22 protein-coding genes and 1 pseudogene are annotated in these 23,794 nt (G+C 61.7%); 3 read left to right on the forward strand and 20 right to left on the reverse strand.

Annotation, left to right across the window (positions count from 1 at the left end):
- Positions 1 to 452 precede the first annotated feature (452 nt).
- From FHK92_RS26725 to ubiE, 11 genes and pseudogenes are all read right to left on the reverse strand, one after another.
- Positions 453 to 2,369 (reverse strand): methyl-accepting chemotaxis protein, encoded by a 1,917-nt coding sequence (locus tag FHK92_RS26725; RefSeq protein WP_181290767.1) that lies wholly within the window; start codon positions 2,367 to 2,369, stop codon positions 453 to 455.
- Positions 2,370 to 2,576: 207 nt separating this feature from the next.
- Positions 2,577 to 4,481 (reverse strand): HAMP domain-containing methyl-accepting chemotaxis protein, encoded by a 1,905-nt coding sequence (locus FHK92_RS26730; RefSeq protein ID WP_181290768.1) that lies wholly within the window; start codon positions 4,479 to 4,481, stop codon positions 2,577 to 2,579.
- Positions 4,482 to 4,596: 115 nt separating this feature from the next.
- On the reverse strand, positions 4,597 to 5,304 hold the full coding sequence (locus FHK92_RS26735; protein WP_181290769.1) for a 16S rRNA (uracil(1498)-N(3))-methyltransferase: 708 nt from the start codon (positions 5,302 to 5,304) through the stop codon (positions 4,597 to 4,599).
- The gene (tatC, locus tag FHK92_RS26740) at positions 5,301 to 6,098 is read right to left on the reverse strand and encodes a twin-arginine translocase subunit TatC (RefSeq protein ID WP_181290770.1); all 798 of its coding nucleotides are present in this window, start codon (positions 6,096 to 6,098) and stop codon (positions 5,301 to 5,303) included. Before tatC ends, FHK92_RS26735 begins: the two co-directional genes overlap by 4 nt.
- Complete coding sequence (tatB, locus tag FHK92_RS26745; RefSeq protein ID WP_181290772.1) at positions 6,095 to 6,508, reverse strand: Sec-independent protein translocase protein TatB; 414 nt, start codon at positions 6,506 to 6,508, stop codon at positions 6,095 to 6,097. Before tatB ends, tatC begins: the two co-directional genes overlap by 4 nt.
- A gap of 10 nt (positions 6,509 to 6,518) precedes the next feature.
- Positions 6,519 to 6,806 (reverse strand): twin-arginine translocase TatA/TatE family subunit, encoded by a 288-nt coding sequence (locus FHK92_RS26750; protein ID WP_181290773.1) that lies wholly within the window; start codon positions 6,804 to 6,806, stop codon positions 6,519 to 6,521.
- Between the two features lie 24 nt (positions 6,807 to 6,830).
- The gene (locus FHK92_RS26755) at positions 6,831 to 7,163 is read right to left on the reverse strand and encodes a phosphoribosyl-ATP diphosphatase (protein WP_017126935.1); all 333 of its coding nucleotides are present in this window, start codon (positions 7,161 to 7,163) and stop codon (positions 6,831 to 6,833) included.
- Positions 7,156 to 7,554: a phosphoribosyl-AMP cyclohydrolase gene (gene hisI, locus FHK92_RS26760; protein WP_181290774.1), complete on the reverse strand. Its 399-nt coding sequence runs from the start codon at positions 7,552 to 7,554 to the stop codon at positions 7,156 to 7,158. The genes FHK92_RS26755 and hisI overlap by 8 nt, the downstream gene beginning before the upstream one ends.
- Positions 7,555 to 7,635: 81 nt before the next feature.
- The gene (ubiB, locus tag FHK92_RS26765; RefSeq protein WP_181290775.1) at positions 7,636 to 9,240 is read right to left on the reverse strand and encodes a ubiquinone biosynthesis regulatory protein kinase UbiB; all 1,605 of its coding nucleotides are present in this window, start codon (positions 9,238 to 9,240) and stop codon (positions 7,636 to 7,638) included.
- Positions 9,237 to 9,861 (reverse strand): annotated as a pseudogene (locus FHK92_RS26770) (ubiquinone biosynthesis accessory factor UbiJ). Before FHK92_RS26770 ends, ubiB begins: the two are co-directional and overlap by 4 nt.
- Positions 9,861 to 10,631: a bifunctional demethylmenaquinone methyltransferase/2-methoxy-6-polyprenyl-1,4-benzoquinol methylase UbiE gene (gene ubiE, locus FHK92_RS26775; protein WP_024779926.1), complete on the reverse strand. Its 771-nt coding sequence runs from the start codon at positions 10,629 to 10,631 to the stop codon at positions 9,861 to 9,863. The pseudogene FHK92_RS26770 and the gene ubiE overlap by 1 nt, the downstream one beginning before the upstream one ends.
- A 154-nt stretch (positions 10,632 to 10,785) precedes the next feature.
- Between ubiE and FHK92_RS26780 the strand changes: the two genes are divergently transcribed.
- From FHK92_RS26780 to FHK92_RS26790, 3 genes are all read left to right on the forward strand, one after another.
- Positions 10,786 to 11,061: a polyhydroxyalkanoic acid system family protein gene (locus FHK92_RS26780; protein ID WP_181290789.1), complete on the forward strand. Its 276-nt coding sequence runs from the start codon at positions 10,786 to 10,788 to the stop codon at positions 11,059 to 11,061.
- A 270-nt stretch (positions 11,062 to 11,331) separates the two neighbouring features.
- Complete coding sequence (locus FHK92_RS26785; RefSeq protein ID WP_181290791.1) at positions 11,332 to 11,754, forward strand: phasin family protein; 423 nt, start codon at positions 11,332 to 11,334, stop codon at positions 11,752 to 11,754.
- Positions 11,755 to 11,764: 10 nt separating this feature from the next.
- On the forward strand, positions 11,765 to 12,682 hold the full coding sequence (locus tag FHK92_RS26790; protein WP_181290793.1) for a phasin family protein: 918 nt from the start codon (positions 11,765 to 11,767) through the stop codon (positions 12,680 to 12,682).
- 175 nt (positions 12,683 to 12,857) lie between these two features.
- On the opposite strand, the gene FHK92_RS26795 is transcribed toward FHK92_RS26790, so the two are convergent.
- The 9 genes from FHK92_RS26795 to argS form a co-directional block, all read right to left on the reverse strand.
- On the reverse strand, positions 12,858 to 13,478 hold the full coding sequence (locus FHK92_RS26795) for a TetR/AcrR family transcriptional regulator (RefSeq protein ID WP_181290795.1): 621 nt from the start codon (positions 13,476 to 13,478) through the stop codon (positions 12,858 to 12,860).
- A gap of 60 nt (positions 13,479 to 13,538) precedes the next feature.
- On the reverse strand, positions 13,539 to 15,221 hold the full coding sequence (gene phaC, locus FHK92_RS26800; RefSeq protein WP_181290797.1) for a class II poly(R)-hydroxyalkanoic acid synthase: 1,683 nt from the start codon (positions 15,219 to 15,221) through the stop codon (positions 13,539 to 13,541).
- A gap of 111 nt (positions 15,222 to 15,332) precedes the next feature.
- Positions 15,333 to 16,190: a poly(3-hydroxyalkanoate) depolymerase gene (gene phaZ / locus FHK92_RS26805; protein WP_039592414.1), complete on the reverse strand. Its 858-nt coding sequence runs from the start codon at positions 16,188 to 16,190 to the stop codon at positions 15,333 to 15,335.
- A gap of 259 nt (positions 16,191 to 16,449) precedes the next feature.
- Complete coding sequence (gene phaC / locus FHK92_RS26810) at positions 16,450 to 18,129, reverse strand: class II poly(R)-hydroxyalkanoic acid synthase (protein ID WP_181290799.1); 1,680 nt, start codon at positions 18,127 to 18,129, stop codon at positions 16,450 to 16,452.
- Between the two features lie 276 nt (positions 18,130 to 18,405).
- Positions 18,406 to 18,783, reverse strand: coding sequence for a gamma-butyrobetaine hydroxylase-like domain-containing protein (locus FHK92_RS26815; protein ID WP_030141000.1), 378 nt, complete (start codon positions 18,781 to 18,783; stop codon positions 18,406 to 18,408).
- Positions 18,784 to 18,995: 212 nt separating this feature from the next.
- Positions 18,996 to 20,333 (reverse strand): ATP-dependent protease ATPase subunit HslU, encoded by a 1,338-nt coding sequence (hslU, locus tag FHK92_RS26820; protein ID WP_181290800.1) that lies wholly within the window; start codon positions 20,331 to 20,333, stop codon positions 18,996 to 18,998.
- Between the two features lie 43 nt (positions 20,334 to 20,376).
- A complete protein-coding gene (hslV, locus tag FHK92_RS26825; protein ID WP_003186641.1) occupies positions 20,377 to 20,907 on the reverse strand; it encodes an ATP-dependent protease subunit HslV in 531 nt (176 codons plus the stop codon).
- Between the two features lie 255 nt (positions 20,908 to 21,162).
- Positions 21,163 to 21,867 (reverse strand): SPOR domain-containing protein, encoded by a 705-nt coding sequence (locus FHK92_RS26830; RefSeq protein ID WP_181290802.1) that lies wholly within the window; start codon positions 21,865 to 21,867, stop codon positions 21,163 to 21,165.
- A gap of 1 nt (position 21,868) precedes the next feature.
- Complete coding sequence (argS, locus tag FHK92_RS26835) at positions 21,869 to 23,605, reverse strand: arginine--tRNA ligase (RefSeq protein ID WP_181290804.1); 1,737 nt, start codon at positions 23,603 to 23,605, stop codon at positions 21,869 to 21,871.
- Positions 23,606 to 23,794 lie beyond the last annotated feature (189 nt).

Below are 23,794 nucleotides of genomic sequence, written 5' to 3' on the forward strand. Positions count from 1 at the left end.
ATCCAACTGTGGGAGCGAGCTTGCTCGCGATGGCGGTGGAACAATCACATAAATGTTGGGCTTACCGGACTCATCGCGAGCAAGCTCGCTCCCACAGGGGGGCCGTGCTGGACATCAATTTTGATATTCAGCATAGATCGATGTGGAGCGAGCCTGCTCCCGAAGGCGGCCTTACAGCCGACCTTTCTCTTCGGGTGTACCCCGATCCAATTGTGGGAGCGAGCTTGCTCGTGAAGGCGGTGTCATTGCCGATAAAGATGCCGGATATGCGGGCCTTTTCGCGAGCGGGCTCGCTCCCACAGGAGAAACGCGACCCCATCAGGAACCAGGTCGGCTCTCAGGCCGCCTTCCGGGCTCTTCTAAAGTGAGTTGCTGTAAAAGCGAAACCCAAAATGGCCGTTACCCAAAAAACGGATATCCACAAAGTCCAAAGTGAACAGTCCCAAAGGGCATCAAACCCTAAACCGCCCCACCAACGTCTGCAAATGAACCCCCAACCGCGCCAACTCAGCACTGGAGGCTGCCGTCTCCTCACTGGACGACGCCGTCTGTTCCGACACATCACGCACATTCAGCACGCTGCGGTTGATCTCCTCGGCCACCGCGCTCTGCTGCTCAGCCGCCGCCGCGATCTGCTGGTTCATCGACTGGATCGCTGAAACCGTACGCGTGATGTTCTCCAACGAGCCTCCGGCACGGCGGGTCAGTTCGACGCTGCTGTCGGTCAGGTTGCGGCTGTTGTCCATGATGGTCGCGACCTGCTCGGTGCCGTTTTGCAGGCCAACGATCAGCTCTTCGATTTCTTCGGTGGACTTCTGGGTACGCTGGGCCAGGCTGCGGACTTCATCGGCCACCACGGCAAAGCCTCGCCCGGCCTCACCGGCACGGGCCGCTTCGATGGCTGCGTTGAGGGCCAGCAGGTTGGTTTGCTGGGCCACGGATTTGATCACGTCCAGGACGCTGCCGATCTTGTCGCTTTCACGCTTCAAGTCGCCCATGGCCGCGGTGGAGTTGCCCACTTCCTTGGCCAGGCGCTCGATCTGGGCGATGGCTTCGCCCACCACCTTGTCACCTTCGCGAGCTTGTTGGTCGGCGGCGACGGCGGCTTCAGAGGCTTCCTCGGCGTTGCGCGCCACCTCCTGCACCGTGGCGGTCATTTCGTGCATCGCCGTGGCGACCTGGTCGGTTTCCACTTTTTGACTGTTCACCCCGGCGCTGGTCTGTTCGGTCACGGACGAGAGCTGTTCGGCGGCGCTGGCGATCTGCGTAACCCCTTCGCTGATGCCACCGATCAACTGACGCAGTCCGACGGTCATGCTTTGCATCGCGCGTTGGAGTTGACCCATTTCGTCGCGGCGTTCGGAGGTGAGATTGTGGGTCAGGTCGCCGGCGGCCACGCGTTCGGCAACCTTCAAGGTCTGGCCGAGCGGGCCGACGATCTGCCGGGTGATGAACAGGGCGGCGATCACGCCAAGCAACATCGCGAGGGCGGCAGCCGCGATCAGGACCGTCTTGGCTTGGGCGGCGTCGTGGTCGCGCACGGCTGTCTGGGAAACGGTCAGCTTCTGGCTGGCATCGATCAGGATTTTCCCTTGCTCGCTCATGCGCTGGAGTGCTGCGGCGTTGTCGATCTGCGAGTCACGGAACTGACTGACCGCCGCTCGATAGAGATTCATCGAGTCGCTGGCCTGTTGGAGCTTGTCGGCATGCTCCTCGGGCAACTGGGCTGGCAAGCGGGCCAGCAGTTTCAGGACATCGGTGATCGCATCGATGGCCGGCTGCTGGGCTTCGCTTTTGCCGCTGTAGGTGTAGCCACGGACCTGATAGCGCGCCTGTTGGATTGCTTTGCTCAGGGTCACGATGTTGTTGAACTGAGTGACATCGCCGCCTTGCAACAGCGCTTTTTCTACTTCGGCGACGCGGGCCACGGTGTTATCGGCGCTGGCGCCCAGCTTGCTGCGGGCATCTTCGCGGCTGACGGTGGCGCTGGTCATTTGGGCGAAGGCGCTTTTGTACTCGGCGACGGCGGCCAGTTGCTGGTCGATCAGTGCGATGTCGGCCGGCTGTTCGATCAATTCGCGAGCGGTTTTCAGGCCGGTTTCGAGCTTGCCAAGCAGGTCGTTGACCTGTTGCGGGCCTTTCTCGCCCCGGGTGGTGTTGTAATCGATGCTTGCCAGGTTCAAGTCCTTGCTCAAGTCGTTGAGACTGGCAATGAACCCGAGCTTGTCGCCCCGGCTGATGACATTGCCCAGGCCGGACCAGCCGGTGAACGCGATCATCAAGGTGAGGAGCAGCACCAAGCCGAAGCCGGCGCCGAGTTTGCGATTCACGCTTACATTTCCCAGACCCTGGGCAAGCCACCGGAACATGCTGATACTCCCTTGGAGCGCTGATTTGGTTTTATGGGGACTGTATCGGCGGCTTGGGCGGGATCTGTAGGGGATTGTCAAGATTTCGTGGCGAAGGAGTTTGCTCCCGCTCGGCTGTGAAGCAGTCGCGAAGTCTGGCGGCGCTGGTGGCCGCTTCGCGCCCAAGCGGGAGCAAGCTCCCTCGCCACGGTGTGAATTGCCTGGGCATCAAACCCGGAAGCGCCCGACCAGCGTCTGCAAATGAACCCCCAGCCGTGCCAATTCGGCGCTGGAGGCTGCGGTCTCTTCGCTGGCGGCGGAGGCCTGTTCGGACACATCGCGCACGTTCAACACGCTGCGGTTGATCTCCTCGGCCACGGCGCTCTGCTGTTCGGCGGCAGCGGCGATCTGTTGATTCATTGCCTGGATCGCCGAAACAGTACGGGTGATATTCCCCAGGGAGCCACCGACGCGGCGGGTCAGTTCGACACTGCTGTCGGTCAGGCCACGGCTGCTGCCCAGGCTGCTCGCGACTTTTTCGGTGCCCGTTTGCAGGCCGGCTATCAACTCTTCGATTTCCTCGGTGGATTTCTGGGTGCGCTGGGCCAGGCTGCGGACTTCATCGGCCACTACGGCGAAACCGCGCCCGGCTTCACCGGCACGGGCCGCTTCGATGGCCGCGTTGAGGGCCAGCAGGTTGGTTTGCTGGGCGACGGACTTGATCACGTCCAAGACGCTGCCGATCTTGTCGCTTTCGCGCTGGAGGTGGCCCATCGCTTCGGTGGAGTTGCTCACTTCCCTGGACAGGCGCTCGATCTGGGCGATGGCTTCGCCCACCACTATGTCACCGTCACGGGCCTGCTGGTCGGCGGCGAGGGAGGCTTCGGAGGCTTCTTCGGCATTACGCGCCACTTCCTGCACGGTGGCTGTCATTTCATGCATGGCGGTGGCGACCTGGTCGGTTTCCACTTTCTGTCTGCTGACCCCGACGCTGGTCTGCTCGGTAATGGCCGAGAGCTGCTCGGCGGCACTGGCAATCTGCGTAACGCCTTCGCCAATGCCGCCGATCAATTGCCGCAGGCCCACGGTCATGCCTTGCATGGCGCGCTGTAGCTGGCCCAGTTCGTCGCGTCGCTCGGAGGTGAGGTTGTGGGTCAAGTCGCCTGCGGCCACGTGTTCGGCCACCTTGAGCGTCTGGTCCAGCGGGTCGACGATTTGCCGGGTGATCACCCAGGCCGCGATGAAGCCGAACAGGAGTGCCAGCGCGGCGGCCGATATCAGGAGGGTGTCGGCCTGGGCGGCTTCGTGATCGCGCACCAACGTTTGGGAAGCAGTGAGATCTGCGCTGGCCTTGCGTAGCACGACCCCCAGGTCGGACATGCGCTTGATGGCAGCTGCGTTGGCAGTTTGGGCGTCACGGAACTGGCTGACGGCTGCACGATAAGCCTTGAACGATTCGCTGGCCTGCTGCAGCTTGGCGGCGTGTTCATCCGACATTTGCGGTGCAAGACTGTCAAGGGTTTTCATCGCGTTATCGATGGCATCCAACGCGGGTTGCTCGGCGCTGGCCTGGCCACTGTAGGTGTAGCCACGCACTTGATAGCGGGCCTGCTGGAGTGCTTTCGCCAGGCTCGACACACCGCCGAGTCGTGGAACGCTATCGCCTTGCAGCATGGCGTTTTCAACGTCGGCGACATGGGCCACTGCGTTATCGGCGCTGGCGCCCAGTTTGCTGCGGGCATCCTCGCGACTGGCGGTGGCGCGGATCAGATCGGCGACGACAGTCTTGTACTCGGCGACAGCCGCCAACTGCTTATCGATGATCGCTACATCGGCCGGCTCCTCGATCGATTGGCGGGCGCTCTGTAGCCCAGGCTCCAATTTACCGAGGAGATCGTTGAGGTCGCCTGGGCCTTTTTCGCCACGGGTCGCGTCATAATCCATGCGCGCGGAGCGCAGGTCCTTGGTCAGGTCGTTCAGGCTGGCGATGAGCCCCAGCGTGTCGCCGCGAGCAACTACCTTGCTCAGGCCGGTCCAACCGGTGAAAGCGATCATCACGGTCAAGAGCAGTACCAAGCCGAAACCGAAGCCGAGTTTGCGATTAACGCCTACGTTACCTAGCCATCGGAACATGCCGGTACTCCCTTGAAGGGCGGAACTGCTTTTTATGATAGTTGTATCGGCGCGATGTGGGAGGACAGGAGAAATGCGTTAGATGCTTTTGGAATACCCTTGCAAACGACCAGGATCAGAATAACCGCGCAAGCAATGCGGTCACCGCGGTCTCGACCCGCAGGATCCGCTCGCCAAGCTGCACCGGCTGCAAGCCGGCCTTGCCCAGCAGGTCGATCTCGTAGGGGATCCAGCCGCCTTCGGGGCCGATTGCCAGGGTCACCGGTTCTGTCAGTGCCCGGGGGCAGGGCGGGTGATTGCCAGGGTGGCCAACCAGCCCGAGGGTGCCCTCGACGATGGCTGGCAGGCGATCCTCGACGAAGGGTTTGAAGCGCTTCTCGATGACGATTTCCGGCAGCACGCTGTCCCGGGCCTGCTCCAGGCCCAGGATCAGTTGTTCACGAATCGCCTCGGGCTCCAGGAACGGCGTCTGCCAAAAACTTTTTTCCACCCGATAACTATTCACCAGCACCACACGCGGCACGCCCATGGTCGCCACGGTCTGGAACACGCGCCTGAGCATCTTCGGGCGCGGCAGCGCCAGCACCAGGGTCAAGGGCAACTTGGCCGGTGGCGGCTGGTCCAGGGTGACTTGCAGTTCGGCTTCGCGAGGATCCAGGCGCAACACTTGGGCCGTGCCCATCAGGCCGCCGATGCGCCCGACCCGCAGGCTGTCGCCGACAACGCTGCGGTGGACTTCCTGCATGTGCGTGAAGCGACGATCGCTCAGGACGACGCGGTCAGGTCCGATGAAATCGGCCTCTTCGAGCAACAGCAGGTTCACGCTTGGGTCGCTGGCGGCTGGTCGTTGTGGTCATCGACCGGCTGGTCCTCGGGTTCATCTTCCCGGCGTTTGCGCACCAGGCCACCGAACAGGATGCCGATTTCGAACAACAACCACATCGGCACTGCCAGAAGCGTCTGGGAGAAGATGTCCGGCGGGGTCAGGATCATGCCAACCACGAAGCAGCCGATGATCACGTACGGCCGGATTTTCTTCAGGTATTTCACATCCACCACGCCGATCCACACCAGCAGCACCACCGCCACGGGAATCTCGAACGCCACGCCGAAGGCGAAGAACAGCGTCATGACGAAATCCAGATAGCTGGTGATGTCGGTCATCATTTCCACGCCCGCCGGAGTGGCGGCGGCGAAGAATTTGAAGATCAGCGGGAACACGAAGAAGTAGGCGAAGGCCATGCCGGTATAGAACAGCAGGATGCTCGACACCAGCAGCGGCACGGCGATGCGCTTTTCGTGCTTGTACAGGCCCGGTGCGATGAAGCCCCAGATCTGGTGCAGGATCACCGGGATCGCCAGGAACAGCGAGACCATCATCGTCAACTTCAGTGGCGTCAGGAACGGCGACGACACGTCGGTGGCGATCATCGTCGCCCCTACTGGCAAGTACTCGCGCAGCGGCGTGGAGACGAAGGTGTAGATCTGCTGGGTGAAGGAGAACAGCCCGGCGAAGATAATGAAAACCGCCGCGACGCAACGCAGCAGGCGGGTGCGCAACTCGGTGAGGTGCGATACCAGCGGCATCGGCTGGTCGTTTTCAGGGATATCGCTCATGGGGCTCGCGGCGGCAAAGTGGGATCGTGGGGAGTCGGTGTGGTCGCAGGAGCCGGATCCACAGGTTTGGCAGGTTCAGTCGTCACTGGCGCCGTTTCGGTGGCCCCGGCCTGGGGAGCAATCGTCGGCTCGGCCACTGGCTGGACCGGCGTCGGCTCCTGCTGGGTCGGCGTGAAGATTTTCCGCGCTTCCTGTTCCAGGGACAGGATGTGCTCGTTGTGTAGTTGCCGACGGATGTCGTCGGCGCCGATTTCACGTTCAACTTCCTGTTTGATCGCGTTGAAGCTGCGCTTCAGGCGCCCGATCCACAGGCCGGCGGTGCGCGCAGCGCCCGGCAGGCGCTCGGGGCCCAGCACCAGCAGGGCGACGAGGCCGACGAGCAGCAGTTCAGTGAAGCTGATCCCAAACATTAGTCAGTGCTCACGAGTCTTTGCGGGTTGGCTCTTCGACTTTCTGGGCCTGCACGTCGATGGTGTTCGGCGCGTTCACAGGCTGGGTGGCCTGCGGATGTACCGGTTGGGCCGGCTGCACGGGTTGGGCCTGGTTGGTCGCCGGGTCGGCCGGTTTCTCGTCATCGTTCATGGCCTTGCGGAAGCCCTTGATCGACTCGCCGACATCGGTACCGAGGTTTTTCAGTTTCTTGGTGCCGAACACCAGCACCACGACCACCAGAATGACGATCCAGTGTTTCCAGTCAAAGATACCCATGTGGCTACTCCTCTCAAAAATTGATCAGGCGGACGGGCGCGAGGCTTTCTCGACGTGCCCGGACAGACCGAAACGACGGTCCAGTTCATCCAGTACGGCCTGCGGATGCTGCCCCAGTTGGGCCAGCATGACCAGGCTGTGGAACCACAGGTCAGCGGTCTCGTAGATCACGTCGCTGCAATCGCCGCTGATGGCGGCGTCCTTGGCGGCAATGATGGTCTCGACCGATTCTTCGCCGACCTTTTCCAGAATCTTGTTCAAGCCCTTGTGGTACAGGCTGGCGACATAGGAGCTGTCGGCCGCGGCGCCCTTGCGCTCTTCCAGCACCTGGGCCAGGCGGGTCAAGGTATCAGTCATGGGAGTGTCCTGAATAAATGGCATGCGGGTCCTTGAGCACCGGGTCGACGGTTTTCCAGTCGCCGTTCTCGAAGACGCGATAGAAGCAGCTTTGACGGCCGGTGTGGCAGGCAATTTCGCCGACCTGCTCGACCATCAGGATGATGACGTCGCCGTCGCAGTCCAGGCGCATCTCATGCAGGTGCTGCACATGCCCGGATTCTTCACCTTTGCGCCACAGCTTGCCACGGGAACGTGACCAGTAGATGGCGCGGTTCTCGGCGGCGGTCAGGGCCAGCGCTTCGCGGTTCATCCAGGCCATCATCAGCACGCGCCCGGTCTTGTGATCCTGGGCGATGGCCGGCACCAGGCCGTCAGCGTCCCATTTGATCTCGTCCTGCCAGTTTTTCATCTTTGACTCCGACCATGGACCGCGCACCTGAAGTCGGCGGGCCCAGCGTTGAAACAGTGTGCCAGCGCGAGCCTGTGCTGGCTATCGACGAACGACCAGATACAAACCAACGGCCACCATGATGCCGGCGGGCCAGTGGCCCAATTGACTTAACGGACCGCCAGCGGCCAGCACGGCGCCTCCGCCCAGGTGGGCTGCGCCGAGCAATCGCAGGAACCAGTCGTCCTTGCGTCGGTGCCACGGCGGCGCCGGGTCGTTGGCGTGGGGTTGCGACATGCGTTCGAGCAGGTCACGGGTCATGTTGGCCAGGTGCGGAAGTTGTTCGAACTGGCTCTGGACGTTGCCCAGCAAGGCTTTCGGACTCATCCGCTCGCGCATCCAGCGTTCGAGGAACGGTTGGGCGGTGTTCCACAAATCCAGGTCCGGGTAGAGCTGGCGGCCGAGGCCTTCGATGTTCAGCAGGGTTTTCTGCAGCAGCACCAATTGCGGCTGCACTTCCATGTTGAAGCGTCGTGCGGTCTGGAACAGGCGCATCAACACCTGGCCGAAGGAAATATCCTTCAATGGTTTTTCGAAGATCGGTTCGCACACGGTGCGGATCGCCGCTTCGAATTCGTTGAGCTTGGTCTCGGCCGGCACCCAACCCGAATCGATGTGCAGTTGCGCGACGCGACGGTAGTCTCGCTTGAAGAAGGCGAACAGGTTGCGGGCCAGGTAGTCCTGGTCTTCGGGGGTCAGGCTGCCGACGATGCCGCAGTCGATCGCGATGTATTGCGGGCTCCACGGCTGCACCGTACTGACGAAGATGTTGCCCGGGTGCATGTCGGCGTGGAAGAAGCTGTCGCGGAATACCTGAGTGAAGAAGATTTCCACGCCGCGCTCGGCCAGCAATTTCATGTCGGTGCGCTGGTCGGCCAGGGTCGCCAGATCGGTGACCTGGATGCCATAGATGCGCTCCATCACCAGCACTTTCGGTCGGCACCAGTCCCAATAGACTTGCGGTACGTAGAGCAGCGGCGAGCCTTCGAAGTTGCGGCGCAGCTGGCTGGCATTGGCGGCCTCGCGCAGCAGATCAAGCTCGTCGAAGATGGTTTTCTCGTAGTCCTGGACCACGTCCACCGGGTGCAGCAGGCGCGCATCGGCGGACACCCGCTCGGCCGCGCGGGCAAGGATGAACAGCCAGGCCAGGTCTTGGGCGATGATCGGCTTGAGGCCCGGGCGAATCACCTTCACCACGACCTCTTCACCCGTCTTGAGCTGGGCCGCGTGGACCTGGGCGACCGACGCCGAGGCCAGGGGCTCGACATCGAAGCGGCTGAAGACTTCGCTGATCTTCTTGCCCAGTTGCGCCTCGATCAGCGCCACCGACAGCTTCGAGTCGAACGGCGGCACGCGGTCTTGCAGCAGCATCAGCTCATCGGCGATGTCTTCGGGCAGCAGGTCGCGACGGGTCGAAAGGATCTGCCCGAACTTGATGAAGATCGGCCCCAGGTCCTGCAAGGCCAGGCGCAGGCGTGCGCCGCGACTCAGGTCCAGGGTGCGCCGGGGAAACCAGCGCCACGGCAACACGAAGCGCAGCGCCAGGAGAAACCAGGGCAGCGGCAAGGCGAACAGCAGGTCATCGAGGCGGTAACGGATCACGACGCGCTGGATGCGCAACAGACGGCGGACGGCAAGCAGCTTCATGCGTTATCGCTTGGATTCAAGGGTTCGGGAAAGGCGCTCGAAACGCGCCTCGAGACGTTCCAGGTCGAGCTTGATCTGGTCCAGTTCATCAAAACGGGCCTGAGCTTCGCGCTGGCCCACGAGGGTACGCGATTCTTCGGCCAGGTATTCACTAAGATTCTGCCCCAGGCTGGCGAAGCCTTGGCGGTACCAGCGGCTGCGGCTACGCAGGTGACCGCTGAGCAGTTGGGTGGCTACCGGGCCGATCCAGCGGGACACTTCGTATTCCCAGTCCAGCTCAAGGTCCTGGAGGATCGCCGCCAACTCCAGCAGCACGCCGCTGTCGCCGTCGAGTTCGACCTCGGGGCCATGCAGCACCGCGGTCTTGTTCTTGCTCAGCGCCAGTTCCAGCAGGCTAGACGCCGGGGCACGCAGCGTGCAGTCGGCTTCGGCTTCCCAATGGGCGGCGAGCATCAGCCCCTCGTCGCTGGGCAGGATAAACAGCTGCAGCACCGGGCTGCGGCAATCGACGGCAATCACCTTGCCGCTCAAGCGCGCCAGGCGCATCGGCGCCGTGCTGTCCAGCCGCAGGACCCGGTTGATACCGAGTTCGACGCTGGCGAGCAGGCCGGTGAGCAGCATCAGGGCTTGATACCGCGGTGCAGGGCGACGATGCCCGAAGTCATGTTGTGGTAGGTCACCCGGTCGAAACCGGCCTCGACCATCATCGACTTCAGGGTTTCCTGGTCCGGGTGCATGCGGATCGATTCGGCCAGGTAGCGATAGCTTTCCGCGTCGTTGGTGATCAGCTTACCCATCAGCGGCATGAAGGCGAACGAATAGGCGTCATAGGCCTTGGACATCAGCGCGTTGGTCGGCTTGGAGAACTCCAGCACCAGCAGCCGGCCACCGGGCTTGAGCACGCGCAGCATCGAGCGCAGGGCGTCTTCCTTGTGGGTGACGTTGCGCAGGCCGAAGGCGATGGTCACGCAGTCGAAGTGGTTATCCGGGAACGGCAGCTTTTCGGCATCGGCCTGGACGAACTCGACGTTGCCGGCCACACCCAGGTCCAGCAGGCGGTCGCGGCCGACCTTGAGCATCGATTCGTTGATGTCGGCGAGCACTACGTGGCCGGTCGGGCCGACGATGTGCGAGAACTTCTTGGTCAGGTCGCCCGTGCCGCCGGCGATGTCCAGCACGCGATTGCCGCTGCGCACGCCCGACAGCTCGATCGCGAAACGCTTCCAGAGGCGATGCATGCCGCCCGAAAGCAGGTCGTTCATCAAGTCATACTTGGCGGCCACCGAGTGGAAAACCTCAGCGACTTTTTCCGCCTTCTGGCTTTCCGGCACGTTCTTGAAGCCGAAGTGTGTGGTGGGTTCGGCATCGCTGCCTTTGCGCTGATCAGTCATATCGCGGTCACCAAAAAAGAATGCGGGACATTCTAATCCCGGTGGAGGGCTTTGTCTTGGCAAGGCTGCAGGTAAGATGAGCTACCGCCCGGACGTTTTGACGCAGGCAGGGTCTGAACGTTCAGGCAAGTCCCGACCAAGCAGGAGTTATCAGATGGCCCGTATTACCGTTGAGCGTGCCCATGGCCTGGGCAAGGAAGCGGCCCGCGAAAAGGCCGACAAGTTGGCCCGCAAACTCTCCGACAGCTATGGCCTGGAGCCTCAGTGGGAGGGCGACACGCTCAAGCTCAAGCGTTCCGGGGTCAAGGGTGAGGTGCATGTGGGCGAGGATTCGATTCGCGTCGACGTGGAGTTGGGGATGTTGATGTCGGCCATGAGCGGCACGATCAAAGGGGAAATCGAAAAGGCGCTGGATAAGGCGTTGGCTTGATTGATCGCGAGGGTGGGTGGAATGCATGACTCAAGTTCCCCACCCATCCAACTGTGGGAGCGAGCTTGCTCGCGATTGCATTACTTCAGTCACATCAAGGTCGACTGATACTCCGCCATCGCGAGCAAGCTCGCTCCCACAGGGGAAGTCATCGCCCTTGGGTTTTGTGTCAGTTGTTAGGGTGCCCTTTCTAATTATTGTCACTACTTTGTGCCTGAGCCCGACCGTGTGCGGGCAGTTCCTCAAACCTTTTTTCGAGTGAGGTGCACCATGGCCAAAGTTATCCTGAAGAAAAAAACCGACGTTGAATCTTCCACGCTCAGCGACGTGAAAATGTACGCGCGCAAGATCTGGCTGGCTGGCCTGGGCGCCTACACGAAGGTCGGCCAGGAAGGCAGCGAGTACTTCCAGGAGTTGGTAAAGGCAGGCGAAGTTATTGAAACCAAAGGCAAAAAGAAGATTGCCGGGAAACTTGAAGCGGCCAACAGCGAACTGATCGAAGCCAAGACCGACGTCAATACGTTCAAGGCTCGGGTTGAAGTTCAACTCGACAAAGTCGAGAAGGTATTCGACGCGCGTGTTGCAAGTGCCTTGAATCGTATCGGCATTCCGTCTAAACATGACGTTGAGGCACTCTCTGCTAAGCTCGATGAGCTGACGGCATTGCTCGAACGTGTCGCGCGTAAACATTAAGGAGAACGGGATGGCTGGCAAAAAAATCACCGAAAAAGAAGGCAGCTCGTGGGCCGGGAAGATTGAAAAGTACTCCCGCAAAATCTGGCTTGCTGGTTTAGGCGTGTACTCGAAGATCGACACTGACGGCAGCAAACTCTTCGAGTCCCTGGTTAAGGACGGCGAGAAAGCCGAAAAACTCACCAAGACGGCGATCGGTAAACAAGTCGATGCGGCTGCGGTCTCTGCCGAATCCGCCAAGTCGAGAATCGGCGGCGTGAAGGATCGGGCGATGGGCAAGTGGGACGAGCTGGAGGGAGCTTTCGACAAGCGCCTGAACAGCGCGATTTCCCGCCTGGGCGTGCCAAGCCGCAATGAAGTCAAGGAACTGCACAACAAGGTCGACACCCTGACCAAGCAGATCGAAAAACTCACCGGTGCCAAGGTCACGCCAGTCGCGACCAAGGCTACGGCAACCAAGACGGCGGCGGCCAAGCCTGCGGCGAAGACGGCAGCCAAGCCACTGGTCAAGGCAGCGGCCAAACCGGCAGCGAAAGCCGCCGCCAAGCCCGCGGCCAAAACCGCAGCGGCGAAACCGGCAGCGAAGGCAGCGGCCAAACCAGTAGCGGCCAAGGCAGCAGCCAAACCCGCCGCTAAGCCTGCGGCCAAAACCGCGGCCGCCAAACCTGCCACCGCCAAACCCGCGGCCAAGCCAGCGGCAAAAGCGCCGGCCAAACCTGCGGCAAAAGCAGCAGCCAAACCCGCCGCAGCGAAGAAGCCTGCCGTGAAAAAACCGGCCGCCCCCAAGGCAGCCGCACCGAAGGCGCCAACCGCCACCGCCAAACCGGCAACACCTGCGGTGAGCACGGCGAACTCCGCCTCGGCTCCGGCCCCGGTTGCCACGCCAACACCTGCGCCGACCCCATCGACGCCACCCACCCAGTCCTGATCTCCAGGACTAAAAAACGCCCGGCCTGTGAAGGTCGGGCGTTTTTGTGTGCATCCTATTCAAACTGTGGGAGCGAGCTTGCTCGCGATAGCGGTGGGTCAGCCACATTGATGTTTGATGTGCGACCGTCATCGCGAGCAAGCTCGCTCCCACAATGGGTTTGCCACTGCCATGGTTATTCGTGCTCTTCCAGATACCGCAACGCCATCTGCTCGGTCGCGACCTTGATCGCCGGCGGTAGGTGCGGCGCCACCAGCATCATGACCTGATAGACCACCAGGCGAACGTCGCCTTCGCGATCCAGGATTCTCTGGTAATCCAGCGAGAACAACAGGGTCATGGTGATCTGCTCCACCAGTTGCCCCAACGCTTGGGTGTCACTGACCAGCAATCCCTGGGCCTTGAGCTGCGCCAGCAACGAGGCCAGGGTTCGCTTCAGGGCGTTGAGCAACTGACGGATACCCTTGGCCAGTTTCGGCAGGCGACCGGCCAGGTTCGACAGGTCCTGGAACAAGAACCGGTATTGGGCCAGGCGTTCGACGATCAGGTGCAAGAACAACCAATAGTCCTCCGGCGCCAATTGCGCATCGGCCGGAGGGTCCAGCAATGGCGCCAGCTCGGCCTGGAATCGCTCGAACAACCCGAGGATCAGTGGCTCCTTGCCATGGAAGTGGTAGTAGAGGTTGCCAGGACTGATGCCCATTTCATTGGCGACTTCCAGGGTGGAAACGTTCGGTTCGCCCTTCTCGTTGAACAACTGCAGGGCACATTCGAGGATACGGTCGCGGGTTTTCATCCGGTCTTCTTGGTGATGGAGTTGTTCCACGGCCAATAGCGTGGCCGTGGGATGAGGTGTTCAGCGGACTCGCACGTAGTTTCCAGGCGCCGCTTCCAGGGGCGGGTAGTTCGCGTTACCCAGGGCCATCCGGGTTTCGTGCTGGGCACCGGAGCGCTCCTGGATCCAGCCCAGCCATTGGGTCCACCAACTGCCCTCGATGTGCTTGGCGTCGTAATACCACGCCCGTGGATCGCCGCTCAGCTTCGGATTTTCGATGTAGTTGGCCTTGGGGTTGCCCGGTGGATTAAGGATGCTCTGGACATGACCACTGTTGGACAAGACGAAGCGACGATCACCTCCCAGCAACAGCGTCGAACGATAGACCGCATCCCAGGGCGTGATGTGATCGTTGATACCGGCCACGCTGAAGCTGTCCACCGTGACTTTTTGCAGGTCGATCGGCGTGCCGCATACCTCCAGGCCGCCCGCGTGGGTCAGCGGGTTGTGCTTGAAGAAGTCCAGCAGGTCGCCGTGATAGGCCGCCGGAAGCCGGGTGCAGTCGTTGTTCCAGTAGAGGATGTCGAACGCCGGTGGCTCCTTGCCCAGCAGGTAATTGTTGACGAAATAGGTCCAGATCAAATCGTTGGGACGCATCCACGCGAAGACACGGGCCATGTCGCGGCCGTCGAGAATGCCCTTCTGGTAGGAGCGACGCTTGGCGGCCTCGAGGGTCTGTTCGTCGATGAACAACGTGGCCGGGCTTTCGATTTCGCTGTCCAGCAGGCTCACCAGGTACGTGGCGCTGGCGACCCGGCGCAATTGACGCTTGGCCTGCAAGTGACCTTGCAGGGCGGCGATGGTCATGCCGCCGGCGCAAGCGCCCATGAGACTGACTTCGCGCGCGCCAGTGATCGCCCGGCAGACGTTCATGGCCTCTTCCGTTGCCTCGACATAGCTGGACAGGCCCCACTCGCGATGGCGCACGTCGGGGTTGCGCCAACTGATGATGAATACCTGCAAGCCATTTTTCAGTGCGTATTGGACAAAGCTGTTGGACGGGCTGAGGTCGAAAATATAGAACTTGTTGATCTGCGGCGGCACGATCAGCAGCGGTCTTGCGTACTGCTTTTCGCTCATCGGCTTGTACTGGATCAGCTCCAGCAACTCATTGCGAAACACCACCGCGCCGGGGGTGGTCGCCAGGGTCTTGCCGACTTCGAAGGCCTGGGGCGTGACCTGCCGGGGCAGGCCGTCGTTGTGCAGCAGGTCGTCCACCAAGTGGCTGAGCCCGCGGATCAGGCTGGTGCCGCCGGAGTTGAACAGTTCCTTGATCGCCAGTGGGTTGAGCAAGGTGTTGGACGGCGATACGGCGTCGTTGAGCAAGGAAAAAGTGAAATGCGCGCGGGCACGATCATCCGGGCTCATGTCACTTTCGTCGATCCAGCTCTTGACCTGTTTTTGCCAGCTCAGGTACGCCTGCAAGCTACGACGATAGAACGGGTTGAGCTGCCACGTGGGATCGGCGAAGCGCTTGTCGTCGGGGTTGGTGGGGTGCAGGGTTTCGCCCAGCAACACCCGGCCCAGTTGACTGCCCAGGCGCAACGCGTGCCGCACGCTGTGCACCGGGTTGCGCAAGCCATGGGCGGCAACGTTGCGCAGGGTCGAAAGCAGGTCGCTGCCCCGCAAGCCGGTGACCGCGCTTTGAGCATTGATGAAACTGGCAGGGGCGGGCATGGAGCCCTTCGCCGGTCTGTCGCGCATGAGTCAACTCCTTCGTCATCAAGCTAAAAACAAACACACCGAACCAGACAACATAGACGCTGTTTCGGGTAGTTGCGTGATCCGGCGTCCTGCCAGGCGCTAATGAGGGTGTCAGCCGCCACCCAGCGGTGCGGGATGCGGATGCATGACCGCGCGCTGACGTTCTTCCTCCAGAAATTTCATGATGATCGGTGCCACGGCCTCGGCCCGGGTAATCAGGAACAGATGGCCGTCATCGATGATGTGCAATTGCGAATTGGGGATGCGCCAGGCCAGCATGCGCATGTTGATCAAGGGGATCAGCGGGTCGTCGTCACCGGCCAGGATCAGGGTCGGCTGGTGGATCTTGTGCAGCCAGTGGATGCTGGTCCAGCCTAGTCCCGCGAAGAGTTGCCAGTAATAACCGAGCTTGCCCGCCGAACGCACCTTGGCGGCATGACGGGCCGCCAGGCTTGGATCGCGGCGGAACGAGCCGCCGTAGATCAGCGGGGCGATGCGCATCACATGGGACGGCTGCACGTAGCGCCGGGGACTGGCCATCATCCACAGCACCTTCGGCTTGCCCGGCACCATCACCGCGCCGGCGGCGGTCGCCGCCAACACGAGCTTCTTGCAGCGCTCCGGATAGTCATGGGCAAACTGCTGTGCTAGGGCGCCACCCCAGGACACGCCGATGACATTGACCTGCCCGTAGTCGAGATAGTCGAGCATCCGTGCCGTGAGTTTCGCCAGGCCAGGGAAGCGGTACGGTCGGCTCGGCGTCGACGAACCACCGACCCCGGGCACGTCGAAGGCAATCACTTCCAGGTCCGGATCCAGGGCTTCGATGAACGGAAACACCAGCTCCAGGTTGGCGCCGATGCCATTGAAAATCAGCAGCGGCGTCAAGTGAGGCTTGCCGGGACGTACCGCGGTGCGCAAGGTCTGGCCATCCAGGTCGACGGTACGAAAGATGTACGGTTGCGGCATGCTTCAAGCCCTGTGGGTTGGGTCGCTGTCTTTCATTTTTCCCGATCCCCTGTGGGAGCGAGCTTGCTCGCGATGACGGCGGCACGTTCAGCATCAATGTCTACTGACGCACCGCAATCGCGAGCAGGCTCGCTCCCACACTGGATCTGCTGCGAACATGAGTTTGCGTTCGCCAGCGCTGTGGGCCTTACATGTCCATGTCGGCTGCCGGAGTGCTTTCGTGAGCAAGCCCACCCCCGCAGCAGACGAGTTGCATCCATTACCGCTCATGCACGTATGTGCCCGGCGCAGCTTCGCCGGCCACATAAGTCTTGTTGCCCAGCACCGTCGGCGCTTTTTTCAGCTTGCCCGAGCGCTCGGCCTGCCACGCCTGCCAATGCAGCCACCAGGAGTCGGTGTGCTTGGTGGAGTTTTCCATCCAGTCCTCGGCCTTGGCTGGCATGTCCTCGCTGGTCATGTAGCGCGACTTGGGGTTGCCTGGCGGGTTGAGGATGCTCTGGATGTGGCCGCTGCTGGACAACACGAATTCGACCTTGCCACCAAACAGTTGCGCCGATTTGTAGCAGGACTTCCACGGCGTGATGTGGTCGTTGGTGCCGGCCAGGGAAAAGATATCGGCGGTGACCTGCTTGAGGTCGATCGGTGTGCCGCACACTTCCAGTGCGTTGGGGCGGATCAGCGGGTTGTTCTTGAACATCTCGATGAGGTCGCCATGAAACGCTGCCGGTAGCCGCGTGGTGTCGTTGTTCCAGAACAGGATGTCGAACACCGGCGGCTCGTTGCCTAGCAGGTAATTGTTGACCCAGTAATTCCAGATCAAGTCATTGGGACGCATCCAGGCGAAGACCTTGGCCATGTCGCGGCCTTCCAGCACGCCGGCCTGGTAGGAATGGCGCTTGGCCGCTTCCAGGGTCTGCTCGTCGACGAACAGGGCCACGTCGGTGTCCAGGGTGGTGTCCAGCACACTCACCAGCAGGGTCAGGGCATTGACCTTTTTTTCGCCGAGGGCGGCGTAATGACCTAGCAACGCAGTGCAGGTGATGCCGCCCGAGCAGGCGCCCAGCATGTTCACGTCCTTACTGCCGGTGATGGCCGTGACCACGTCCACCGCTTCCTTGAGCGCGTCGATGTAGGTCGACAGGCCCCATTCGCGTTGCGCCTTGGTGGGGTTGCGCCAACTGACGATGAACGTCTGCACATTGCTGCGCAGGCAGAAGCGCGCCAGGCTCTTGTCCGGGCTCAGGTCGAATACGTAGAACTTGTTGATCTGCGGCGGGACCACCAGCAGCGGTCGCTCATGCACCTGTTCGGTGATGGGGCGGTACTGGATCAGTTCCAGCACATCGTTGCGAAAGACCACGGCGCCTTCCGTCACGCCCAGGCTCTTGCCGACTTCGAACGCGCCCATGTCCACCTGGCTCGGCATCCCGCCGTTGTGTACCAAGTCTTTTGCCAGGTGGGATAAACCGTCAAGCAAGCTCTTGCCGCCGGTTTCGAAGAAGCGCTTGACCGCCGCCGGGTTGGCCGCCGAGTTGGTCGGCGCCATGGCCTCGGTCATCAGGTTGATCACGAAGTGTCCGCGACTGATGTCCTGGGGCGAAAGGCTACTGTCGTCGATCCAGTCGTGAAGCTCCTTGCGCCACGCCAGGTAGGTTTGCAGGTAACGTTTGTAGAGCGGGTTCTGGCTCCAGGCCGGATCGGCGAAGCGACGATCATCGCTGGAAGGCTGCAACTCGGATTTGCCGAACAGGACTTTCCTCAGTTCAGCGCCAAAGTGGGCAACGTGCTTGACGCTGTGCAGGGGTTGTTTGATGGTCTGGGTCAGCACCATCCGGGCAGAGGCCAGCAGGTCTTTCCTGCGCAAGCCGACGACGGGATTCAAGCCCAGGGTGTTTTCCGAAGCTTGGTACTTCAACTCATCGTTGTTCTTGTTGCTCATCTACGACGCTCCATTGTCCTTCAGACGAGTACCGGGACCGTGCCGTGAAGCCGCAAGGCAATACCAGGTACGCTGCTCGGGTGACCATAAATTCCGCATCGAGGGCAATGAGGAAACGTGTGCCAGGAACTCGCCGGTTCCTTTGCAGGGAACTTGCCAGCTCCATTGGTTACCCGAGTTTAATTTTTTTCGCAAGCAGGCCAGTCATTGACGTTGCTGCGCGGGCATTCAAGCAGATGAGTCTAGAAAACTCGCCCTAAAGCGCCAGCCCTTGAGTTAGAGCATCAGCTTGACGACGGATTCGTTCGGGTCACGGGTTTTTCCGGCGGCCTTGAGCTCGGCGAGATAATCGTTCCACAGGTCTTCCTGGCGTACCGCCAACTGGTACAGGTAGTCCCAGGTGAACAATCCGCTGTCATGGCCGTCGTCGAAGGTCAATTTCAGTGCGTACTGGCCGGCCGGTTCAACCTTGGTCAGGCCGACGCCGAGCTTGCCGTATTGCAAGATGGGTTTGCCGTGGCCCTGGACCTCGGCGGAAGGCGAGTGCACCCGCAGAAATTCGGCGGGCAGGTGGTACTCCTCGTCTGGCGCATATTTGAGCGTCAGAGTCTTGGAGGCTTTGTGCAGGTTGATGGCGGTGGGGAATTTGGTCATGGGGTCGTTCTCTTGAAGCCTTGTGTGAACGCTATGTGGCGAGGGAGCTTGCTCCCGCTGGACGGTGTAGGAGCTGGCGAAGCCTGCGATCTTTTCACTCCAGACTCAATCGGTAGTGGAAAGATCGCAGCCTCGTTGCACTCGACAGCTCCTACGGGGCCCAGCGGGAGCAAGCTCCCTCGCCACAAGAGCTCGCTCACACTGGGTGTGGCTTACAGGATATACCGCGACAGGTCTTCGTTCTCCGCCAGTTCGCCCAGGTGGCTGTTGACGTACTCGGCGTCGATGCGGATCGGCGCCTCGTTGTGGGCGCTGGCCAGGTCGCCGGCGCTGAACGAGACTTCCTCCAGCAGGCGCTCGAGCAGCGTGTGCAGGCGGCGGGCACCGATGTTCTCGGTCTTCTCGTTGACCTGCCAGGCAATCTGCGCCAGGCGCTTGATGCCTTCAGGCGTGAACTCGATGTTCAGGCCTTCGGTCTTAAGCAGCGCGCAGTATTGCTCGGTCAGCGACGCATGGGGCTCGCTCAGGATGCGTTCGAAATCTTCCGGCGACAATGCCTTGAGCTCGACACGGATCGGCAGACGACCTTGCAGTTCCGGCACCAGGTCGCTCGGCTTGCTCAGGTGGAACGCGCCAGAAGCGATGAACAGGATATGGTCGGTCTTGACCATGCCCAGCTTGGTGTTGACGGTGCAGCCTTCGATCAGCGGCAGCAGGTCGCGTTGCACACCTTCGCGGGACACATCGGCGCCGCCGACATTGCCGCGCTTGGCAACCTTGTCGATCTCGTCGATGAACACGATGCCATGCTGCTCGACCGCTTCCAGGGCCTTGGCCTTCAACTCTTCTTCGTTGACCAGGCGGCTCGCTTCTTCATCGCGCACCAGCTTGAGCGCTTCCTTGACCTTGAGCTTGCGGTTTTTCTTCTTGCCCTTGCCCATGTTCGCAAACAGGCTCTGCAACTGGTTGGTCATTTCTTCCATGCCCGGCGGCGCGGAAATGTCGACGCCAGCCATCTCGGCCACTTCGATCTCGATCTCCTTGTCGTCCAACTGGCCTTCGCGCAGGCGCTTGCGGAACAGTTGGCGGGTGTTGGAATCCTGGGTCGCGGCGGAGTCGGCGTTGAAGCCCATGCGCGCGGGCGGCAACAGGGCATCGAGGATGCGTTCCTCGGCGGCGTCTTCGGCGCGGTGACGAACCTTGGTGATTTCCTGTTCGCGCAGCAGCTTGATGGCGGCATCGGCCAAGTCACGAATGATCGACTCGACGTCGCGGCCCACGTAGCCCACTTCAGTGAACTTGGTGGCCTCGACCTTGATGAACGGTGCGTTGGCGAGCTTGGCCAGGCGACGGGCGATCTCGGTCTTGCCGACGCCGGTCGGGCCGATCATCAAAATGTTCTTGGGCGTTACTTCGACGCGCAGTTCTTCCGGCAATTGCATCCGGCGCCAGCGGTTACGCAGGGCGATGGCGACGGCGCGCTTGGCATCGTCCTGGCCGATGATATGGCGATTGAGTTCGTGGACGATTTCGCGGGGAGTCATGGACATAATATTTGGCGGTCCTCAAGCGGGAGTCTGGGCCTGGACGGGCTTACTCCGCGAGGTCCTGCTCCTCAATGGTCTGGGTGTGGTTGGTGAAGACGCAGATGTCGCCGGCAATGCCCAGGGCTGTCTCGACGATTTCGCGGGCCGACAGATCGGTTTTCTTCAGCAGTGCGCTGGCGGCGGCCTGGGCGTAGGCGCCACCGGAACCCATGGCGATCAGGCCGTCTTCGGGCTCAACGACGTCACCGTTGCCGGTGATGATCAGCGAGGCGTCCTTGTTGGCGACCGCAAGCATGGCTTCGAGGCGGCTCAGGGAACGGTCGGTGCGCCATTCCTTGGCCAGCTCGACGGCCGCACGGACCAGATGGCCCTGGTGCTTTTCAAGTTGGCCTTCGAAACGCTCGAACAGGGTGAAGGCATCAGCTGTGGCCCCGGCGAACCCGGCGATGACTTGGCCGTGGTACAGGCGGCGGACTTTCTTCGCGTTGCCTTTCATCACGGTGTTGCCCAGTGAAACCTGGCCGTCGCCGCCCATGACGACTTTGCCGTGACGGCGGACTGAAACGATGGTGGTCAAGGGAAGAGTCTCCACGCAGCGGGGCGAAAATGCCCGGATGGAACTCATATGGGGGTGGCGCGGGGTTTTTCAACTGTGGGGTGGGGGAGGGGACGAGCGGCATTCGCCATTCCTGGCGCAGCGCTTTTGTGGCGAGGGAGCTTGCTCCCGCTGGAGCGCGTAGCGCTCCAAGCTTTTTGGGGCTGCTACGCAGCCCAGCGGGAGCAAGCTCCCTCGCCACGAAAAGCCCCACTGCCACAAATGCTTTCGTCAGAATCAGCGGCTCTGGCGTTGTTGTAACAACAGGTTGCTGAAGCCGCTCCCTGCCAATAATTTCTGGGCCTTGGTCAGCTCTTCCCGATTGCTGAACGGTCCGACCAGTACCCGATACCAGGTCTCGTCTTTCACCGTCCCGGACTCCACCGACACCGATTGGCCCAGCAAAATTATCTGCGCCCGGACCTTGTCGGCATCGGCTTCCTTGCGGAACGAGCCGGCCTGCAGGAAGAACTTCGTCACCGGCGCTGCTTTCTGCACCGGTGGCGCCGGTGGCGGCGTGATGCCGGCCAGGGCCGCCTGGGCGCGGGCGGTGTCGATCTTCGCCGCTTCGGCTGGGGTCACCGGCGTGGTCGGCACCTGCGGCACTTGCGGTGTCGGCAGGGTTTTCTCCGGCACCGCATCGGGCGGCACGATGACTTCCGATTCCGGCAGCAAGGTATAGAAGTCGTACTTCGGCTTCACCGGTTGCGTCGGGCTCGGCGGGGTCTTGTTGGCCTCGGCGATCCGCGTGGCTTTCTGCTGCTCTTGCCGCACGCGCTTGACGTCATCGCCCTGGCCCGGCTCCAGCTTCATCAAGAAGACAATGAAAGCGCCGACGGTCAGGCCGATGGCCATCCACAACCAGCCCGGGATCGGCTTTTTCGCCGGGGGCTGGTAACGACTGGCGCCGCGTTTGGGTGCAGGTTTTTTCTTGGCGGCCAACTTACATGCGCTCCAGCGTTTCCAGGCCCAGCAGTTCCAGGCCTTGCTTGAGCGTACGCCCGGTCAGCGCGGCGAGGCGCAGACGGCTCTGCATCTGTGCCGGTGTCTCGGCGCTGAGGATCGGGCAGTTCTCGTAGAAGCTGGAGAACAGGCCGGCTACGTCGTACAGGTACGCGCACAAGGTATGCGGCGTGCCCTTTTCGGCGACGTTGTTCAGTACTTCACCGAACTGAGCCAGCCTGGCCGCCAATTCCTGCTCGTGGGCGGCCTCGAGGGCGATCTGGCCTTGCACTTCGTCGAAATTCTTGCCGAGCTTGCGGAACACCCCCGCCACGCGGGTGTAGGCGTACAACAGGTACGGCGCGGTGTTGCCTTCGAAGTTGAGCATCAGGTCGAAGTTGAAGCTGTAGTCGCTGGTGCGGTGTTTCGACAAGTCGGCGTACTTCACCGCGTCGATGCCGACGACCTTGGCAATGTTGCGCAGTTCGTCTTCGGCCAGGTCCGGGTTCTTGCTCTTGACCAGGGTGTACGCGCGGTCCTGGGCTTCGGTCAGCAGGTCGATCAGCTTTACCGTGCCGCCGTCGCGGGTCTTGAACGGACGGCCGTCGGCGCCGTTCATGGTGCCGAAGCCCATGTGCTCCATTTCCATCGGGTGGGTCACGAAGCCGGCCAGGCGGGCTACTTCGAACACTTGCTGGAAGTGCAGGGCCTGGCGCTGGTCGACGAAATACAGCACGCGATCGGCCTTGAGCACGCGGTTGCGGTAGCGTACGGCCGCCAAGTCGGTGGTGGCATAGAGGTAGCCCCCATCGGCCTTGACGATGATCACCGGCAGCGGTTCGCCATCGGCGGTCTTGAACTGGTCGAGGAACACGCACTGGGCGCCGTTGCTTTCCACCAGCATGCCCTTGGCCCGAAGATCGTTGACCACATTGACCAGGTCATCGTTGTAGGCGCTTTCGCCCATCACGTCGGCCATGGTCAGCTTGACGTTCAGCAGCTCGTAGATTTTCTGGCAGTGGGACAGGGAGATGTCCTTGAACTTGGTCCACAGCGCCAGGCACTCGGCGTCGCCGGCCTGCAGCTTGACCACCAGGCCACGGGCGCGGTCGGCGAACTCGGGCGACTCGTCGAAGCGTTGCTTGGCGGCGCGGTAGAAGTTTTCCAGGTCCGAGAGCTCGTCGCTGGTGATCGGGTTTTCCTGCAGGTAGGCCATCAGCATGCCGAACTGCGTGCCCCAGTCGCCGACGTGGTTCTGGCGGATCACCGTGTCACCGAGAAACTCCAGCACGCGGGCCACACCGTCGCCAATGATGGTCGAGCGCAGGTGGCCGACGTGCATTTCCTTGGCGAGGTTGGGGGCCGAGAGGTCAACCACGGTGCGCTGCAGCGGGCCGGACTTACGCACGCCGAGACGTGCGTCGGCCAGGGCTGCGTCGAGGCGCGAGGCCAGGGCCTGGGTGTTCTGGAAGAAGTTGATGAAGCCTGGACCGGCGATATCGGCCTTGGTGACGTTTTCGTCGGCCGGCAGCGCGGCGATGATTTTTTCCGCCAGGTCACGAGGCTTCATGCCGGCCGGCTTGGCGAGCATCATCGCGATGTTGCTGGCGAAGTCGCCGTGGGTCTTGTCGCGGGTGTTCTCGACCTGAATCGCCGGCGACAGGCCTTCTGGCAGCACACCTTCAGCGACGAGTTGGGTGATGGCTTGCTGGATGAGCTGGCGAATGGTGTCTTTCATGGTCTTCTCTTTCAACCGCAGGCGCGGCGGCGCTTCGATGCGCTGGTGGAAAAACTGGGCATTATCCGTGGCGCGGGCGAGCTTGCCAACTGTAGCGGGTTGGTTGGGGATGTGTGGTGATTATTCTGGGTGGCCCGGATGTACGCGATCCCCTGTGGGAGCGAGCTTGCTCGCGATAGCGGTCTGGCA

It is taken from the genome of Pseudomonas brassicacearum subsp. neoaurantiaca (assembly GCF_013608025.1).
Classification (GTDB): domain Bacteria; phylum Pseudomonadota; class Gammaproteobacteria; order Pseudomonadales; family Pseudomonadaceae; genus Aquipseudomonas.

What these genes read in the sequence shown, in the direction of transcription:
- FHK92_RS26725 (WP_181290767.1), bottom strand. Translation starts at nt 2,369, where the DNA reads ATGTTCCGGTGGCTTGCCCAGGGTCTGGGAAATGTAAGCGTGAATCGC.
- FHK92_RS26730 (WP_181290768.1), bottom strand. Translation starts at nt 4,481, where the DNA reads ATGTTCCGATGGCTAGGTAACGTAGGCGTTAATCGCAAACTCGGCTTC.
- tatC (WP_181290770.1), bottom strand. Translation starts at nt 6,098, where the DNA reads ATGAGCGATATCCCTGAAAACGACCAGCCGATGCCGCTGGTATCGCAC.
- tatB (WP_181290772.1), bottom strand. Translation starts at nt 6,508, where the DNA reads ATGTTTGGGATCAGCTTCACTGAACTGCTGCTCGTCGGCCTCGTCGCC.
- FHK92_RS26750 (WP_181290773.1), bottom strand. Translation starts at nt 6,806, where the DNA reads ATGGGTATCTTTGACTGGAAACACTGGATCGTCATTCTGGTGGTCGTG.
- FHK92_RS26755 (WP_017126935.1), bottom strand. Translation starts at nt 7,163, where the DNA reads ATGACTGATACCTTGACCCGCCTGGCCCAGGTGCTGGAAGAGCGCAAG.
- hisI (WP_181290774.1), bottom strand. Translation starts at nt 7,554, where the DNA reads ATGAAAAACTGGCAGGACGAGATCAAATGGGACGCTGACGGCCTGGTG.
- ubiB (WP_181290775.1), bottom strand. Translation starts at nt 9,240, where the DNA reads ATGAAGCTGCTTGCCGTCCGCCGTCTGTTGCGCATCCAGCGCGTCGTG.
- ubiE (WP_024779926.1), bottom strand. Translation starts at nt 10,631, where the DNA reads ATGACTGATCAGCGCAAAGGCAGCGATGCCGAACCCACCACACACTTC.
- FHK92_RS26780 (WP_181290789.1), top strand. Translation starts at nt 10,786, where the DNA reads ATGGCCCGTATTACCGTTGAGCGTGCCCATGGCCTGGGCAAGGAAGCG.
- FHK92_RS26785 (WP_181290791.1), top strand. Translation starts at nt 11,332, where the DNA reads ATGGCCAAAGTTATCCTGAAGAAAAAAACCGACGTTGAATCTTCCACG.
- FHK92_RS26790 (WP_181290793.1), top strand. Translation starts at nt 11,765, where the DNA reads ATGGCTGGCAAAAAAATCACCGAAAAAGAAGGCAGCTCGTGGGCCGGG.
- FHK92_RS26795 (WP_181290795.1), bottom strand. Translation starts at nt 13,478, where the DNA reads ATGAAAACCCGCGACCGTATCCTCGAATGTGCCCTGCAGTTGTTCAAC.
- phaC (WP_181290797.1), bottom strand. Translation starts at nt 15,221, where the DNA reads ATGCGCGACAGACCGGCGAAGGGCTCCATGCCCGCCCCTGCCAGTTTC.
- phaZ (WP_039592414.1), bottom strand. Translation starts at nt 16,190, where the DNA reads ATGCCGCAACCGTACATCTTTCGTACCGTCGACCTGGATGGCCAGACC.
- phaC (WP_181290799.1), bottom strand. Translation starts at nt 18,129, where the DNA reads ATGAGCAACAAGAACAACGATGAGTTGAAGTACCAAGCTTCGGAAAAC.
- FHK92_RS26815 (WP_030141000.1), bottom strand. Translation starts at nt 18,783, where the DNA reads ATGACCAAATTCCCCACCGCCATCAACCTGCACAAAGCCTCCAAGACT.
- hslU (WP_181290800.1), bottom strand. Translation starts at nt 20,333, where the DNA reads ATGTCCATGACTCCCCGCGAAATCGTCCACGAACTCAATCGCCATATC.
- argS (WP_181290804.1), bottom strand. Translation starts at nt 23,605, where the DNA reads ATGAAAGACACCATTCGCCAGCTCATCCAGCAAGCCATCACCCAACTC.